Below are 16302 nucleotides of genomic sequence, written 5' to 3'. Positions count from 1 at the left end.
CTTATGTCGTTGCCTGGAAAGCAGCAACAGAGCAGCTCCTAGACGGCATGGATGCTCAGACGCATCGCTCTCTGCTCTGCCGGCATTGCAATGCGTGCGCAGCGTGTGACCCAAGGGTACCGTCCTTCTGCCCGCCTTAAGCAAGCGTTTGCAATCCTCTCGCGACCGCAGTTCTGGATGGTGCTCCGAAGGACTGGTGCGTTGATTTTGCGTATTGTTTGCCCGTTCTTGTGGCAGCGCCACGTCAGCATCCGTACATTTGCCTGCGCATCTTACGCTGCGACGAGCATTTGGACCTTATGGATCGCTCCCTTACGCGGGGCGTATGGAGCGTTCTCCAGTGCTTTTACTGTCCAGGGTGCCAAGCTTTTTCCAATGGGGCTGTGTTCGGCTGAAGCCCAAGCGCTGCGGGGTTGGTAAAAGCGACAGGGGGCAACGCCCATTAGCTCGCGCAGGCACTGATTGCATGGTATGAAGCAGTAGGTGCTGAGCTGGCTAAGATCCTGGAAAAATGCCAGCTTAGCTAGAAGAGCCTGTACGCGGAGGAAGTTTGCCTACAGCAGGCATAGGGCGTGCATTTGGGGGCAGCCGATCCGCCGGCATAGCGGTAGAAGAGGGAGCTTGAGGGGTTGGCTTTTCGGAGCTTTTTTGCACAAAGTACTGCTCTTCCCGAATAAACGCATCAGCAAACCGAGCGCGACGCAGAATACCACGGGCATTTTCAATCATTTGGGGGTGGCCGCAGGCATAAGCCACGGCAGTTTCCGGCCCAAAATCTGCTGCGGCATCCAAGTATTTGCGGATCACGTCGTCCACGCGGCCCGTTTCCCCTTGCCAGTCAGGGTCTTCCCACGGACGGCTAATGGTGGGCACGTAGGTCAGCCAGTCATTCTGTTGGGCCAGGGTGCGCAGCTCGTCTAGATAAACCCCCAGCTCTTTTGAGCGGCTGGCGCCATGAATGACGAGAAAGCGGTGGGGTGAGGTTTCGCCCTGTTCAATAGCATGCCGTTGCGCACGGATCATGCTCAGGTACGGGGCAATGCCGGTCACCGTAGCCAGCATCAGGTGTCGGGTGCGCTGCGTCTGCAGTGTAAAATGGCCGACGATTTTCCGGCGCATCCACATTTCGTCGCCTTCACGGAGTTCCCAGATGCGTGGGGTGAGTTCGCCGTGTGGCACAAGCTCGATAAAAAATTCGAGTTCGGGTTCATGAGGCGCCGACACGATGGAGTAGGCGCGGGGAACCAATTTCCCCTTGACTTCTAAAGCCAACGTGGCATATTGGCCAGGGGTGAAAACTACCGGCTCTTCAGGCCGAAAACGGAACAAGGCCAGATCCTCGGTAAAGTCAATACGCTCAACAAGGCGCACGCGACAAAACTTAGCCGTAGACATACTTCTGCGTTAGGTGAATCATGAAGGTGGCTTTTCGCGGAAGCGTACCTTTAAGTCCACAATACAGCTTCTGGGGCTTTTGTGTCAAGTCTTATTCCTTTTTTAAAAGCGCTTTTTTGTAGCAAAGTATGGTTGGGGGCAACGCGTATGGTTTTACGTTTCGGGTAGCGTATCAAGTAGGCGTTGGATGAGCTCGACAGCTGAAATGCCATCCGCATCGGCGTTAAAATTGGTGACGACGCGGTGGCGTAGGACAGGCACCGCCAAGTGGCGGACGTCTGCAATCAGTGGGGTAGCGCGGCCTTCTAGGGCTGCTAGGGCTTTAGCGCCTAGAATCAAGTACTGTGAGGCTCGGGGGCCAGCGCCATAGCTTAGATAGGTGTTGATAAAGTCAGGCGTCTCGGGGCGGCCTGGACGTGTGCGGGCCACGAGGCGCACTGCATACTCAATTACATGGTCGGCCACGGGAATCTGGCGCACCAACTCCTGAAACGCTAGCAGCTCTTCGCGGCTGATGACAGGGTCGACTGCCGGTGGTGGCGTGGCTGTTGTATTGCGCACAACGGCCACTTCTTCCTCAAAAGAAGGGTAGTCCAGCCACAGGTTTAGCATAAAGCGGTCAAGCTGTGCTTCGGGGAGTGGGTAGGTGCCTTCTTGTTCGATAGGGTTTTGGGTAGCGAGTACGAAAAAGGGAAGCTCAAGGGGAAAGGTCTGTCCAGCTGCTGTTACGTGATACTCTTGCATTGCTTCGAGCAGGGCAGCTTGGGTTTTCGGCGGAGTACGGTTAATTTCGTCGGCCAATACGATATGGGCGAAAATAGGTCCACGCACAAAGCGAAACAGCCGCTGGCCCGTGGTGCGGTCTTCTTCAAGGATTTCGGTTCCCGTAATGTCGCTGGGCATCAGGTCGGGGGTAAACTGGATACGGCTAAATTTCAGATCAAGGGCTTGTGCCAGCGTGCGTACGAGCAAGGTTTTGGCCAAGCCAGGCACTCCGATGAGTAGAGCGTGACCTCGGGCCAGCAGGCATACGACAAGCTGTTCGATGATGGCCTCTTGGCCAACGATTACTTTGGCGATTTCCTCTCGTAGGCGCACGTAAGCCTCATGCAGGGCTGCTAAGGGATCTTCGCTATGCCGCATGCGTGGAGCAGCTACAGACATAGATACGCTTACCGTTGAGCTAAGGTAGGAATCAGGATTTTATGGGGATAGCGCTCAGCCAACGTTTTGGCTTTGCCGTGGAGCCAGATAACGACCGATCGTCGGAGTTCGTTTAGCCATTGGCGCATTACACGATTGCGTTTGTCCTGCAGCGCGAGTTGTTCAATGCGGGCATAGTCGGTCTCCAGGCCGACGCGATGAGCAGGGATGAATGCATCTAGGCGTACGATGTGGTAAGCGCGGCGGCCGTCGAGCAGTACCGCCTCTGCAGGGTGGCTGATTTCTCCCACCTGAAGTGTATCGATGGTGCGTTGCCAGGTAGGGTCTAGTGCGCTGCGCACGAGGTCGCGTTCCCCGGTGCGTGGATCAACCACGCGGCCGCCTTGCGGTCCAGTACTGGCCTCTTCTGAATGGCGGCGAGCCATTAGGCCAAACGGCAGATTATAGGTGAGAATGGAATCGCGCACAGCTTTCAGGTAGGCAAGTACCGGCGCAGGATCAGCCTGGCTATCGTCAATACGAATCAGAATATGGTGAAAGTCGATCACATCCCCCTGGCGGCGGTTGACGCGCAGGATATGGACGCCAAAAGGTGTTTCAAACGGCTGAGAGATTTCTCCAATAGGGATGCGGGATGCGACAGCGGCAAATTCTGGTACCAGGTCCCCCAGGCGGGTGTCGGGAATGTGGCCGCCAGCGCTGGCTGAGCCAGGGTCTTCAGAGAAACGCCGGGCCATCGCTTCAAGACTAGAGCGGCCGCTGATGATGGAGTCTCGTATAGCAGTGGCAATTTCAAAGGCTTCTTGGCGGGCAGCTTCGGAAGGACGCGGATAGCGTACAATATGGCTAAGTCGCACCAAGTCAGGAAGGGTAGGAAGCGAGTCGGCTGGAAACTGGGCAAACCAAGCACGCACCTCTGAGGGAGTAATGTGGATTTGCTGCAGCTTTCGGTTGCGAAAGGTTTCGGCCAGCATTTGCTCGCGAAAGTCCTCGCGCAGTTCTGCTTTAAGCTGCGTTAGGGTTTTACCATAGAGTGCCTCTAAGCGGGCCTGGCCGCCAACCTGTTGCATCAACTGGTTGAGTCGTTCCTCTAGGGCTTGATTTACCCGGTCGTCGGAAACCTGAATGGTTGTGTCGCGCCGGGCATGTTCAGCCAGCACTTTTTGGTCGATGAGCTGATTGAGCGCTTCCAGCCAGAGTTCATCGGAGTAGGGTTGCTGTTGCTGCTGCAGAAAGCTAAGCAGGAGCCCATCAACTTCAGAGCGCAAGATGAGCTTATCGCCTACAACGGCTACAATCTCATCCAACACAGCGTCATTGGTAAGCGACTGGGCTTGGGCCGCAGGCACGCACAGCAGCAGGAGTAGCAGCATCCAATGCATGGGTAGTTTGCGCAGGGTGGGCGGATCAGACGGGCGGGGCGCACTACGGGTACCGTTCCAGCTCGCCGCGCACTTGGGCTTCGTTACGCAGCCGTTGAACCAGGCGGGCATAGATCTGTTTCCTAGATTGAATTTGGGCCAGCCGGGCAACTTCTTCATACATCCACGACAGTTCGGGTATGGTGCCGGTCGGTAAGCGTTCAGCAAGCTGCAAGACATGATAGTGGCCATTGATCTGGATCACTGGAGCCAGCTCGCCGTTGCGCAGGCGTGCTAAGACCTCCCGTAAAGGACTCAGCACAGCGGCTGTAAAAAGACGAGATTCGGGCAGATATCGCCTGGCCAGCAGCTGGGCTTCATCAGGATTTTGGGCGTAGCGCTCAACAAGCGCTTGCCAAAGCGAGTCGATCTCGCTAGGGGTAGCCTGCGCCAGTGCGCGGTGAACAGTTTGGGCAGCTTCTGCATTTGGGGTGTGCAGGTAGCGTAAGCGCACGTAAGGCTCTTGAAGCCGCAATTGCTCGCGGTTACGCTCGTAGTAAGCCTGCACCTCAGCCGGTGAAAGCTGATTTTCAGGCGAGCGCTCTTCTTCTTGGTAAAGTTGTTCCAGCAGGGCGTTGATCAGCACCGAGCGCTCGTTTTCTTCGAGCAGGCGACGGACGTTGGGGTCCTCGCGTAAGCCGCGTTGCAGCGCTTCCTGATACAGAAGTTGGTTGGTAATCCACTGCTCAATAACCTGTTGGCTGGCCTCGGTGGAGTCCATTTGCACAGGGAGTAATGCGATCGCGCGTGCCACGTCGGCCCGTGTCAGGTATGCATTTCCTACGCGGGCAACCACATCCGGCGGTGGGGCAGCCTTTTGGCAGGCGGCTGCCCCAAGGAGCCCTATGCAGAGCATGATATGTGGCCTCATGCTAAGGCGTAGCTGCCAGGGTTTGACGTTCAGCGGCAAAAGCTTTTTGAAGCCGTTCTGTAAAGATGCGTGCCCCGTAGCGCGCCCGCAGCTCTTGGTTTAGGCGCTCTTCCAGCACCTTTTGGTAAGCGCTTAATACATCAGCCCGTGCTTCTTGGAAGGTTTTGGGCCGCGGTGGTTCTTTACCGTCGTTATAGAGCACCAGGGTACCGTTCCAGTAACGGAATGGTTCGGTTGCCTGTCCGGCCTGGAGCGATAAGGCCCGGTCGTAAAACGAGCCGGTGGGACGCTCGATGTAAACCGTATCGATACGGATACTGGCGTTGGTGTCGGCTTGCAGCGTGGCAATCAGCTGTGCCACTGGGCTTCCAGCCTGAAGCGGTTCGTAGACGCGGATCCTTAGGAGCGAATCGCTGGCACTGTGAAATCCAATCAGGCGTGTGCGCTCTGGGAAGGTAAATTCTGCGGCATGGGCTTCCCAATAGGCACGCAGGCCTGCTGTATCGCGTTCAGCTACTTTCCAGACAGCCTCCTCCATAAACTTAAAGGCCAAGAGGCCATCGACAAAGTCTTGCATGAGTTGTTGGAAGTCTGGGCTTTGCTGGGCGCGCTTAAGGGCCGCGTAGGTAATGGTTTGATCGTTTAAAAACTGGTCGGCTGCGCGCAATAGGCGCGCTTCGGCCAGGGTATCGCGGCGCGAGGTGCGGTGCAGCAGGTTACGCGCATTGGCGTATGCGACAAAGGCATGCAATGTTAACGTTGAGTCGCCTATGCGGGCCACGGAACGGGAGCGGTCAATGTTTGCCCAGTCCTGCCGGGCCAGTCGGTTTGCTATAGAATCGGGGTGAGGACCCAGTGCAAGTAGCGAGAAAAGCTGGGTGGTATCGAGCCGCACGTTCAACTCCCGCCGTAGGCGTTCGGCCAGGCGCGTGCGGGCTTCTTCCAGCCGACCGAGCTGTTCGGCAACGTTGAGTAGCGTGTCGTACGCAGCTTCGTAGGTAGGAGGCATGGGCCTGCGGCCGGTAAGCTGAAAGAGGTGTAACCCAAAGGGCGTAACCACGATATCGGAGAGGTCGCCTACGTTGCGGAGCCCAAAGATGGCGTCACGCACGGCAATGGGCATGGGTTGAGCAAAACTCAAGTAGCCTAGGTCGCCACCAGCGCTTTTGGTACGCCAGTCGGCAGAGTGCTGGCGGGCCAGTTCGGCAAAGTCGGCCTGTCCGTTTTGCACCAGCTGACGTAAGCTGTCAAGCGTGCGTCGCGCACGGGCCGAGTCTTCGGCCGAAGGGGCGACCGTAAGCATAATGTGCGCAGCACGCACGTCGTCGGGCGCAGGTTTGCGATCGTGCACTTTGAGCACGTGGTAGCCGTAACGCGTCCGGAAAATAGGCGAAATGCTGCCTACGGGCGTGTTATAAGCGTAGGTTTCCATGGGTTCAATCATGCGCCCCATCTTGATCCAGCCAATGTGACCCCAGCCTCCTGGAGCGGTGCGGGGGGACTGGGCCGAAGGGTCATCAGAGTGACGAAAGGCGATTTCATTAAAGTCAGCCCCTTGGCGGATAGAGTCGACCAAGGCTGCAATGCGTTGGTAAGCGGCCAGGGTGTCTTCTGGAGTAGCGTCAGGAGGGATGCGTACGAAAAGGTGGCTAATGTCCACCATGTCGGGCATGCGCCGGTACATTTCGCGCAGCAAGGGTTCAATGACCTCTTGGCGCAGAAAGTGATTACGGGCTAAGTCCAGCCGATAGGCTTGCACTTCGGCTACGACGGCAGAATCCTGGTTATAGCCTCGAGCGCGGGCTTCTTGTACGCGTAGGCGGTAGTTGATATAACGCTCTAGGAAATCCCGATAGGCTTCTAGGGAGTCGTCTGCAGCGGCCATGCGGTCGCCTACCGTGCGCGCATACTGGGTTTCAAAACGCGTTAGGTCGATGGTTTCTGTGCCAGCTATGGCTACCACGGTCTCTGGCGTCGAGCTACTGCGCAGCAGGCCACAGCCTGCCCAAAGCAATCCAAAGAGGCTTGCGACAAAGCCAAGCGTACGCATAGCCAATTTTCCCCAAAGATTTTTCATAGGAAACGCTACCCTCAGAACTAAAAGAACCCTCAAACTTAGGGAACGCGCGCTGCAGGTGCAACGCCTTTGGTAGTGCACGTTTGCGTAATTTTCCCTATGGAACGTTTTAGCTCCTGCGTATTTTGCGAAGCGACAGTATCCCAACGAAAAAGCCTTTGGATTTCGTATGGAAACAGCTGTGCCGAGCGGTTCTGTGCGCGTGCGGTTTGCCCCCAGCCCTACGGGGTTTTTGCATATTGGCGGCTTGCGTACAGCCCTATATAACTTTCTGTTTGCGCGCAAGCATGGGGGGCAATTCATTCTGCGCATTGAGGATACCGACCAGGAGCGCTATGTGCCTGGTGCCGAAGAAGACATCATCGCTTCGCTTCAGTGGGCTGGCCTAACCTATGACGAAGGCCCGAACGTAGGCGGTCCGTGTGCTCCGTATCGGCAGTCAGAGCGCAAAGCCCTTTATCGCCAGTACGCCGAGCAGCTTGTCGCCTCTGGCCATGCCTATTATGCGTTCGACACGCCCGAAGAGCTTGAGGAAATGCGGCAGCGGCTTCAAAAAAGCGGCAACCCATCCCCTAAGTATGATGCGATTACGCGCATGAGTATGCGTAATTCGCTCACGCTGCCAGCGCAGGAAGTGGAGCGCCTGTTGGCTGAGGGCACACCTTACGTCATTCGGCTTAAGGTACCGCGCCGTGAGACGATTCGCTTTTATGACCTGATTCGCGGTTGGGTCGCTTTCGAAAGCGCTGAGATTGACGACCAAGTCCTGCTCAAGTCGGACGGCATGCCTACCTACCACTTGGCAAATGTTGTCGATGACCATCTGATGGGTATTACGCATGTTATTCGAGGTGAAGAGTGGCTTTCGTCGACGCCTAAGCATGTCTTGCTGTACCAGTACTTAGGGTGGGAAATGCCCCAGATGGCCCACTTGCCCCTCATTTTAAGTCCTAAAGGCGGTAAACTTTCTAAGCGCAGTGCCGATGCCTTGGGTATTCCGGTGCTGGTGCGGCAATACCGGGAGTTGGGCTATGAACCCGCTGCACTAGTGAATTACTTGGCTTTTCTGGGCTGGAATCCTGGCACCGAGCAGGAAGTCTTTACGCTGGAGGAGTTGATTGAAGCTTTTTCGCTTGACCGCGTGCGGCCTTCTGGGGTTCAGTTTAGCTTAGACAAACTCCAGTGGTATAACCAGCAGTTTATTCGCCGTTTGTCGGTTGAAGAATTGGCCCGCAAGGCCCTTCCGTACTTGGAAAAGCACGGCATAAAAGCTGAAGAAGCATATGTGCAGCGGGTGGCAGCGCTCATGCAAGAGCGCATTACGTTTGTCGAAGAGCTAGCCACGTTTTGTCGCTTTTTCTATGAAGATCCGATGAGCTACGAGCCGCAGGGGGTGCAAAAGTACTGGAAGCCACACACCGCCGAATTGGTCCGGGTCTACGCAGAGCGATTGGAGCAGCTGAACGATTTTAATGCCGAAACCGCTGAAGAGGCGCTGCGAACGCTGGCCGAGGAGCGGGGCATGAAAGCGGCCGAAATCATTCATCCGACCCGACTAGCGATTAGTGGGTTATCGTTTGGACCGAGTCTGTTTGCTATGATGGACGTCATTGGGAAGGAGGCGTGCGTGCGGCGGCTCCGTCGGGCAGCCGAGGTGCTGGGTTAAAGAGCGGATCCCCTTGTAGGCGACGATAATGACGCACCAAGTCAAAAACAGCAATGCCAAAAGCTACGGCCACATTGAGTGACTGCTTACTGCCAAATTGGGGTATTTCTAGAGCTAAGTCCGCTTTTTCCACCAAGGCCGGCTGGACGCCGTAAAGCTCATGCCCTACGATGAGCGCCAGTGGAAACACATCGTCGGGCACTTGATGCGTGTAGGTGGGGGAATCCGTTAGCTCCAAAACGGCAATGCAGTAGCCTTGCTGGCGCAGGTTTTCCACCAACACGGTGGGGTCGTGCACGTACGTCCACGGTACAGTGTATTCCGCTCCCAGGGCTGTCTTGTGCAGTTGCCGATGCTCAGGCGTGCCCGTAATTCCGGTGAGGTATACGTGGGCAATGCGGGCCGCGTCGGCTGTGCGAAAAATAGCTCCGACGTTGTATATGGAGCGAATGTTGTCCAGTACAACTACAATGGGATGTCGAGGCAGCTGACGCAGCGCGTCCGGATCTGGACGCGGGATTTCATGGTGCAACAACTTACGCATAGGACCGTGCGTGTAAACCGCAGACCAAGAATTAACGCAAGCTTTGGAGGTTCCGCGTGATTGTGGCCATCGATGGGCCGGCGGGCGCTGGTAAAACCACAACCGCCCGTCGGCTGGCAGCGCGTTTGGGTTATCCCTATTTGGATACCGGGGCCTTGTACCGGGCCCTAGCCCTGGCCTTGCTGCGCCAGGATCCAACGCTGAATAGAGCGCGCGCGTCTGAGGTGCTCACGACAATCCAACTCGAGGTGGTATGGGACGGTACGCAGGTACGCCTTTGGCTAAACGGTGAGGAAGTGACGGAAGCCATTCGTGCTCCTGAAGTCAGCCGTGCAGCTAGCCTAATTAGCGCCTGGCCTGAGGTGCGCGCGCGTCTGCTTGAAGAGCAGCGACGCATTGGCCGCACTTGGGCGCAGCGTTACGGCGGCGTGGTGCTGGACGGAAGGGATATTGGCACGGTGGTGTTCCCTGAAGCAGAAGTGAAAGTTTTTTTGGTAGCTGATCCCCACGAGCGAGCGCGGCGACGCCAACAAGAGCTGGCCGCGCGTGGCCAGCGCTTACCGCTTGAGGTCGTGCTCCGCGAGGTACTAGAGCGAGATGCACGCGACCAGGAACGGGCACTGGCTCCGCTGCGCAAAGCTGAAGATGCCGTCGAGCTGGATACCACGGCACTAACAATTGAAGAGCAAGTGCAGCGCGTTTATGAACTCGTACGGGAACGCCAGCGCCGCTTGCACGTTTAGCAGCGTCTGATCTTCGACGTAGAAACCAGAGCTGCGGGCCTCTGGTTGTTGATTTAAAAGCCCGCGCGTCGTTAACCTTAAAACCCGTAAACCGGCCCGTTCGGTGTGGCGGAGAAGCCCGAGCGGGTACACTAAACCCTAACAGGAAGTGAGGCTCGCTTCTCCATAAAGGCCCGAGTCTTGCCTCCGGAGAAACCTATGGCAGAAGAGCAGAAGCAAGCAACCGAGGTCTCTGAGACCAGCGTGCCCGAGACGACAGAACCCGTTCACGCAGCCGCCGAGGCGTCCGAAGAAGCAACCCCCGAAGCTCCTCAAGCTGAAGTTCAGGCAGCTGCTACAGCTCCTGCAGTGACGGGCTACCGGGGTGAGGTAAAAGGTCGGGTGGTAAAGCTAGAGGAGCTGCAACAGCTGCAGCAGGGCCGTGAAGTAGATCCCTTCCATGAACAACTGCGCCAGCAGATCGAGCAAAGCTTCTCGGCTGTTCAGGAAGGGCAAATCGTTAAAGGACGTATCCTTTCGGTGGGCGAGAAAGAAGTGATCATCGACATCGGCTTTAAAAGTTCGGGCATTGTGCCCCTTAACGAGTTCGGCACGGCTGAAATTAAGCCAGGTGACGAGGTTGAGGTCTACATCGAAAAATTAGAAGATGCACAGGGGCAGCTCTTGCTCTCGAAGACGAAAGCCGATCGACTTCGCCGCTGGCAGCGTGTTGAGCAGGCCTATTATAACGAAGAGATCATCGAAGGCACCATCTTGCGCCGCATTAAGGGCGGCATGATTGCGGAAATCTTCGATGGCTTAGAGGCCTTTCTGCCTGGCTCACAAGTCGACGTGCGCCCGGTGCGCGACTTTGATGCCTACGTCGGCAAGCGCATGGAATTCAAGATTGTCAAAATCAATCCAGCCAACGAAAACGTGGTTATTTCGCACAAGGCGCTTGTCGAAAAAGAACTGCAAAAGCAGCGGGAGGAGATCCTCTCTAAGATGGAGCCTGGCCAGGTGCTCGAAGGCACTGTCAAGAACATCACTGACTTTGGCGTCTTTATTGATCTAGGAGGGGTGGATGGCCTGCTGCACATCACAGACCTGTCATGGGGACGGGTGTCGCATCCCTCAGAACTGGTGCAGCTTGGCCAAAAACTCAATGTGGTCGTGCTCGACTACGACAAAGAACGCCAGCGCATTTCCTTGGGCCTGAAGCAGCTCCTGCCGCATCCTTGGGAGAATATCGACGAGAAGTACAAGGAAGGCGATGTGGTCGAAGGCAAAGTGGTTTCGATCACAGAATACGGTGCCTTTGTGGAGCTGGAAAAGGGGATTGAGGGCTTGGTGCATATTTCTGAGATGAGCTGGACCGACCACGTCCGCCATCCAGGCCAGAAGGTATCGCTAGGACAGCTGGTTAAAGTAAAAATCCTCAACATCGACCGTGAGAACCGCAAGATTTCGCTGGGCATGAAGCAGCTGGAGCCCAATCCGTGGGAAGGGATTGCCAAGCGGTATCCACCAGGTACGATCCTCCGCGGCAAAGTGCGCAACATTACCAACTTTGGCGTCTTTGTCGAAATCGAGCCGGGTATTGATGGCTTGGTGCACATCAGCGACCTATCCTGGACGCGGCGCATCCAGCACCCCAACGAGGTGGTGAAAAAGGGCCAAGAACTGGACGTAGTGGTGCTGGAGATTGACGAAGCGAATCAACGCATCTCGCTGGGCCACAAGCAGATCCAAACCAACCCGTGGAACGACTTTGCTTTGGTCTATGCGGAAGGCACTGACCACACGGCGAAAGTTGTGCGTCATGAGGAAGGCGGACTGGTTGTCGAGTTGCCCTTGGGGGTTGAAGCGTTTGTGCCCGCCAGCGAGCTTAAGCAAAGCAAAAACTTTCAGGAATTCTACAAGCCTGGTCAAGAACTTGCTCTCCGGGTGATTCGCTTCGACGCGTCGCAAAAAGAAATTGTGCTGAGCGAACTGGCTAAACAACGGGCCGAAGAAGAAGCACGCCGTGCCGAAGAAGAACAGCGGCGACGCGAGGAACGCAAACAGCAAGAGCAGGCTGTGCGGGAGTATCAACGTAAAGCCACGACAGGGCCAACAACCCTGGCTGAATTAAGCGGCCTGGAGGACCTGAAGGCGCAACTTGAAGCTGCCGAAAAAGCAGCGCAGGAAGTAAAGCCAGACGCTGCGGAAACCCCTGAGGAGCACGCAGAGAACGATAAGAAAACGGAGACCTGAAACGGCAACGTAAAACCTTGCACAGGGCGGCAACCTAACGGCGGCCGCCCTGTTTTATTTTGTGGCCGTTTGTCTAAAACGTACCTATGGAAACTTCTCCTGCACCCACTCAGAGCGAAGCTGCTCAGGCATCGCGCTTTCCGGACTGGAAAAACGTGAGTGCTAAACAGATTGAGCTGGATCGTGCACTGCTAGAGCGCAGTGAGGGTCGTGTGCATGCCCTGCTGACGCAGCTTTTGGTCGACCGTACGCTGCACCACTACCTGAGCTATGCCAACGCCGTTTCAGTGCGACGGCTGGGTTATAACGATCACGGCCCGGTGCATGCCCGCATTGTCACCTACAATGCCCTGAAGATTGTGCGCTTGTTGCACGAAGGGGGCATTCTCACCTCGCTTGAGGCCGAAGAGATTGGCACATTTGAAGATGCCCAGGTGGCCGTGGCCTTGGCTGCTTTTCTGCACGACGCAGGTATGGGCATTACCCGCGAAGGCCATGAGCAGTGGGGGTTGGCCTTAATCGATCCCTTTGTACAGCACTACTTGGCTCAAGTATATGCCGATGGCGATCCAATGCGGGCTGTTTTGCGGGCGCTGGTGCACGAATGCATCGTAGGTCATATGGGCAATGTTCGCATCCACTCAGTAGAAGCGGGCGTTGTGCTGGTGGCCGATGGCACGGATATGAGCCACGGCCGCTCGCGAATCCCACAGATGATCAACCGCGACCCCATGATCGGCGACATTCACCGCTACTCGGCGAGTGCCATCACGCGCGTGCACATCGGCCCAGGTGAGCGCAAGCCGGTGCGTATCGCTGCCTACATGGAACATGTGACGGGACTGTTCCAGGTCGAGGAGGTGCTCATGCATAAGGTTAAAGCCTCACCTATCATGCAACACTTGGAAATTTGCGCTTACGTAGGCAGCGACCCGCCCCGTTTTTATCTGCGCTAAAAACGCAGGCTTGTGCAAGACGTGCCGTTCCGCTATCTTCTTGCCGTTTTTGGTAGTCTAACCCCCATGCTCTATGGCCGACACCATCAAAGTGTTGCTTCCCGAGACAGAAGCACCTACGCACTGGTATAACCTCAATGCTGATTTGCCGCTGCTGGGCGTAGAGTTGCCGCCTGTACTGCACCCAGGAACGAAACAACCTGTTGGGCCTGCTGATCTGGCACCGCTTTTCCCAGAAGCACTTATCGCACAAGAAGTCAGTACCGAACGCTATATCGAAATCCCTGAGCCGGTGCAAGCTATTTATCGTTTGTGGCGCCCAACGCCTCTGTTTCGTGCGCGCCGTTGGGAAAAAGCGCTGGATACGCCTGCGCGGATTTACTACAAGTACGAAGGGGTCAGTCCTACAGGTAGCCACAAGCCTAATACGGCCGTTGCGCAAGCGTACTACAACGCTCAGGAGGGGGTGCGACGGCTTACAACGGAAACGGGCGCCGGCCAGTGGGGTAGTGCGCTCAGTTTTGCCTGCCAGGCCTTTGGACTGGAGTGCAAAGTATACATGGTGCGGGTGAGTTACGAGCAGAAGCCCTATCGTCGTGTGCTTATGCAGGCCTGGGGTGCTGTGGTGGTGCCCAGTCCCAGCAACGAAACCGAAGCTGGACGCCGCGTGCTGGCTGAACATCCGAACAGCACTGGTAGCCTGGGCATTGCAATTAGCGAAGCTGTCGAAGAAGCTGCGTCACGAAGCGATACGAAGTATGCCTTAGGAAGCGTGTTAAACCATGTGCTCTTGCACCAGACCGTTATCGGTCAGGAAGTCATTCGCCAGCTAGAACGGGCAGGGGCTGACTGGCCCGACGTTATTGTCGGTTGTGTAGGAGGGGGAAGCAACTTTGCCGGATTTGCCTTTCCGTTTTTGGCCGAGCGCGTGCGTACTGGACGAAAAACCCGTATTGTGGCTATCGAGCCAGCGGCCGCCCCTTCTCTCACCAAAGGTGTCTATACCTATGACTTTGGCGACACAGCCCGGTTGACGCCCCTAGTGAAGATGTACACGCTTGGCCACGACTTTATCCCAGCGCCCATTCATGCAGGCGGACTGCGCTACCACGGCATGAGCCCACAAGTGAGCGCATTGTATGCGGCTGGACTCATCGAAGCCCGTAGCGTGCCGCAGAATCCTGTATTTGCCGCAGCACTAAGCTTTGCGCGCAGTGAAGGAATCGTGCCCGCACCAGAAGCCGGTCACGCCGTCTGGGGCGCTATGCAAGAAGCCTTAGCTGCTCGGGAGGCAGGAGAGGCACGTACAATTGTGTTCAATCTCTGTGGTCATGGACACTTTGACCTAAGCGCCTACGAGGCTTTCTTGTCTGGTAAGCTGGAAGACTTCGAGTATCCCGAAGAAGCTGTACGCAAAAGCCTCGAAGCCCTCCCTCAGATATAGTTCCTCCATAAATCACCTTGGGGCTTTCGCCTAGGCGAAAGCCCCAACTTTTTTCTAGGGGCACTAAAAATCACCCGTTTGGGTGATTGACAGACCTTTCAGAAGATCTTATTCCTTGTCACCCAAAGTGGATACCTAAAGTAGTCTCCTTTTGGGGTAATGATACGTGGCTTGCTCGCTGCGCTGCTTCTTTGGACTGTAAGCAGCCAATCCCTTTGGGCACAAGAATACGACACGACAACTGCGGTTCGCCCCGTGCGTATAGGGTTTTTCCCCACAGTTGTCCTTCCTGGAGAGACTTTTGCCTTTCGCGTCGACTACCATGCGGGTTCTGCTGTAGACACAGTCTACATTCCCGCAGACTTTGATTGGTCACCGTTTGAGCTCGTTGGCTACCGGTACATACGTGCGGTAGAAGACGGTAGCCGATCCCTTCAGGTTATCTTGCGGGTACCTGAGGGATATACCACCACGCCTAATGACTGGAGCACGAGTATCCGTAAGCAGCCGCCACTTCGGTGGCGCTTGCGTAATGGTGAGGAAAGAGAGGAGATAGATTGGTTATTTTCCGTAGTTGTGCGAACAAGACATATTCACTTTACCTCTCCCGATGGGTCAGGCTTCGTATACGATGATCGTCCTGTTGGATCTTGGTATTTAGCGAATGTTCATGGAAGTATAAGAGATAATACGACATTGCCTATTGCGCGAGGGTCGGGATATATCATTGTCGGGTTATCAACGGATCTTGTAAATATGGCTTTGTTGTATTGGAGGAATGGGATTTTTAAAGTTTGGATTGAAGGTCCTTTCTTTCTATATCGTATTAATCCCTCTTCGGATTCAACAGATTTTTATGCAGGACCAAACTTTTCATTTTTTTATGAAAAAGAATATCTCAAATTTACATCTATATCAGACACTTTTAAAACTGATATTATACCTTATTACTGGCCTTCAGATAATCCCAACTTTATTGAGAATACATGGCGTTTGTTTGTTATTCCTAAACCTGAAGCTCAAAACGGAAGTCGTGGAAAGGTTGTTGCTGCTTTTTATCAAGAAGGCGTTGAGCTTTTTAGAAGAGAGCTCTATTTTTATGTATATGGAGACTTACTTAAAAATAATATTAATTTGACACCCATTTTTAATAACATTTCAACTTCTTTTGATATTTCAAATTTTGATCCTCTCAACTGGTGTTATGGATATAGTAGAATAAGCGAAATTTGTAGGTTGGGTTTATCTCCTGATCCTATTATAGACTATTATTATTCATATTTAAATAGTGGATATTTATCTATAAATTACGAATACAATTCATACGGATTTATAGATGCAAAAATTTTTTCTAGTTTTACATATGATAGGAAATTTCTTTCTCTTGTCAAAAATGAATATAGGTATCCTTCAAGGTCTTTCGAAGAAGTAAAGGAATCTATTGAGTCTAGTATTGAACAAGGTTGGTATAGGTGTTATTTTCCTTATTGTTATTCTTACCGAGATACTATTGCTAATAAAGTATTTTACTCAATATATGTTCCGGAACTAATTAATTCAAACGAGCAAAGAGAACATTTTTATTCTGTTTTTAGGCAAAATTCAGATATTATATTTGACTTGGGGTTTTACCCTTATAACCCGAGAGCTATTTATATATCAAAATCTGATTTTTTAGGTCAATTAAATTATTCTTCTTTGCCTACTGGAAGTCCAGGATACGAAATCAATTGTGTGCATGATTCTACAGGAGTTGGTTGTCATCTTGTAAAGACTTATGATCTTC

General features: G+C 54.3%; 12 protein-coding genes. 6 read left to right on the top strand and 6 right to left on the bottom strand.

Going from position 1 to position 16302, the window contains the following annotated elements:
* Nucleotides 1-173: 173 nt before the first annotated feature.
* Complete coding sequence (locus J8E65_RS12720; RefSeq protein ID WP_415663081.1) at nucleotides 174-395, top strand: thioredoxin family protein; 222 nt, start codon at nucleotides 174-176, stop codon at nucleotides 393-395.
* A 124-nt stretch (nucleotides 396-519) separates the two neighbouring features.
* Here the strand turns inward: J8E65_RS12720 and J8E65_RS06445 are convergent, their stop codons facing one another.
* The 5 genes from J8E65_RS06445 to J8E65_RS06425 form a co-directional block, all read right to left on the bottom strand.
* The gene (locus tag J8E65_RS06445) at nucleotides 520-1395 is read right to left on the bottom strand and encodes a ferredoxin--NADP reductase (RefSeq protein ID WP_210374815.1); all 876 of its coding nucleotides are present in this window, start codon (nucleotides 1393-1395) and stop codon (nucleotides 520-522) included.
* A 153-nt stretch (nucleotides 1396-1548) separates the two neighbouring features.
* Nucleotides 1549-2559, bottom strand: a complete 1011-nt coding sequence (locus tag J8E65_RS06440) for an AAA family ATPase (protein WP_237181711.1) — start codon at nucleotides 2557-2559, stop codon at nucleotides 1549-1551.
* Nucleotides 2560-2567: 8 nt separating this feature from the next.
* On the bottom strand, nucleotides 2568-3941 hold the full coding sequence (locus tag J8E65_RS06435) for a peptidylprolyl isomerase (protein WP_210374814.1): 1374 nt from the start codon (nucleotides 3939-3941) through the stop codon (nucleotides 2568-2570).
* Nucleotides 3942-3984: 43 nt separating this feature from the next.
* Nucleotides 3985-4851 carry a peptidyl-prolyl cis-trans isomerase gene (locus J8E65_RS06430; protein WP_210374813.1) on the bottom strand — a complete coding sequence of 289 codons (867 nt, stop codon included), beginning with the start codon at nucleotides 4849-4851 and terminating at the stop codon, nucleotides 3985-3987.
* A 1-nt stretch (nucleotide 4852) separates the two neighbouring features.
* Nucleotides 4853-6901, bottom strand: coding sequence for a peptidylprolyl isomerase (locus tag J8E65_RS06425; RefSeq protein WP_210374812.1), 2049 nt, complete (start codon nucleotides 6899-6901; stop codon nucleotides 4853-4855).
* 196 nt (nucleotides 6902-7097) lie between these two features.
* Between J8E65_RS06425 and gltX the strand changes: the two genes are divergently transcribed.
* On the top strand, nucleotides 7098-8594 hold the full coding sequence (gltX, locus tag J8E65_RS06420) for a glutamate--tRNA ligase (RefSeq protein ID WP_210374811.1): 1497 nt from the start codon (nucleotides 7098-7100) through the stop codon (nucleotides 8592-8594).
* Here gltX and J8E65_RS06415 read toward each other — a convergent pair.
* The gene (locus tag J8E65_RS06415) at nucleotides 8536-9138 is read right to left on the bottom strand and encodes a TrmH family RNA methyltransferase (RefSeq protein WP_210374810.1); all 603 of its coding nucleotides are present in this window, start codon (nucleotides 9136-9138) and stop codon (nucleotides 8536-8538) included. The two genes, gltX and J8E65_RS06415, sit on opposite strands and share 59 nt — an antisense overlap.
* Before the next feature lie 56 nt (nucleotides 9139-9194).
* On the opposite strand from J8E65_RS06415, the gene cmk reads away from it, so the two are divergent.
* The 4 genes from cmk to J8E65_RS06395 all read left to right on the top strand — a co-directional run bounded on the left by cmk (nucleotide 9195) and on the right by J8E65_RS06395 (nucleotide 14516).
* The gene (gene cmk / locus J8E65_RS06410; protein ID WP_210374809.1) at nucleotides 9195-9881 is read left to right on the top strand and encodes a (d)CMP kinase; all 687 of its coding nucleotides are present in this window, start codon (nucleotides 9195-9197) and stop codon (nucleotides 9879-9881) included.
* A gap of 198 nt (nucleotides 9882-10079) precedes the next feature.
* Entirely contained in the window at nucleotides 10080-12116 is a 2037-nt protein-coding gene (rpsA, locus tag J8E65_RS06405; protein ID WP_210374808.1) for a 30S ribosomal protein S1, read from the top strand.
* 86 nt (nucleotides 12117-12202) lie between these two features.
* The gene (locus J8E65_RS06400; protein ID WP_237181710.1) at nucleotides 12203-13072 is read left to right on the top strand and encodes a phosphohydrolase; all 870 of its coding nucleotides are present in this window, start codon (nucleotides 12203-12205) and stop codon (nucleotides 13070-13072) included.
* Nucleotides 13073-13145: 73 nt separating this feature from the next.
* The gene (locus tag J8E65_RS06395; RefSeq protein WP_210374807.1) at nucleotides 13146-14516 is read left to right on the top strand and encodes a TrpB-like pyridoxal phosphate-dependent enzyme; all 1371 of its coding nucleotides are present in this window, start codon (nucleotides 13146-13148) and stop codon (nucleotides 14514-14516) included.
* Nucleotides 14517-16302 lie beyond the last annotated feature (1786 nt).

It is taken from the genome of Rhodothermus bifroesti, assembly GCF_017908595.1.
Lineage (GTDB): Bacteria > Bacteroidota > Rhodothermia > Rhodothermales > Rhodothermaceae > Rhodothermus > Rhodothermus bifroesti.
The sequence above is the reverse complement of the archived record's forward strand: the minus strand, read 5'-3'. Positions and strand labels throughout refer to the sequence as shown.

Bases quoted from the DNA above. Each gene is read 5' to 3' on its own strand.
- J8E65_RS06445 (WP_210374815.1), bottom strand. From the start codon at position 1,395: ATGTCTACGGCTAAGTTTTGTCGCGTGCGCCTTGTTGAGCGTATTGAC.
- J8E65_RS06440 (WP_237181711.1), bottom strand. From the start codon at position 2,559: ATGTCTGTAGCTGCTCCACGCATGCGGCATAGCGAAGATCCCTTAGCA.
- J8E65_RS06435 (WP_210374814.1), bottom strand. From the start codon at position 3,941: ATGCATTGGATGCTGCTACTCCTGCTGCTGTGCGTGCCTGCGGCCCAA.
- J8E65_RS06430 (WP_210374813.1), bottom strand. From the start codon at position 4,851: ATGAGGCCACATATCATGCTCTGCATAGGGCTCCTTGGGGCAGCCGCC.
- J8E65_RS06425 (WP_210374812.1), bottom strand. From the start codon at position 6,901: ATGCGTACGCTTGGCTTTGTCGCAAGCCTCTTTGGATTGCTTTGGGCA.
- gltX (WP_210374811.1), top strand. From the start codon at position 7,098: ATGGAAACAGCTGTGCCGAGCGGTTCTGTGCGCGTGCGGTTTGCCCCC.
- J8E65_RS06415 (WP_210374810.1), bottom strand. From the start codon at position 9,138: ATGCGTAAGTTGTTGCACCATGAAATCCCGCGTCCAGATCCGGACGCG.
- rpsA (WP_210374808.1), top strand. From the start codon at position 10,080: ATGGCAGAAGAGCAGAAGCAAGCAACCGAGGTCTCTGAGACCAGCGTG.
- J8E65_RS06400 (WP_237181710.1), top strand. From the start codon at position 12,203: ATGGAAACTTCTCCTGCACCCACTCAGAGCGAAGCTGCTCAGGCATCG.
- J8E65_RS06395 (WP_210374807.1), top strand. From the start codon at position 13,146: ATGGCCGACACCATCAAAGTGTTGCTTCCCGAGACAGAAGCACCTACG.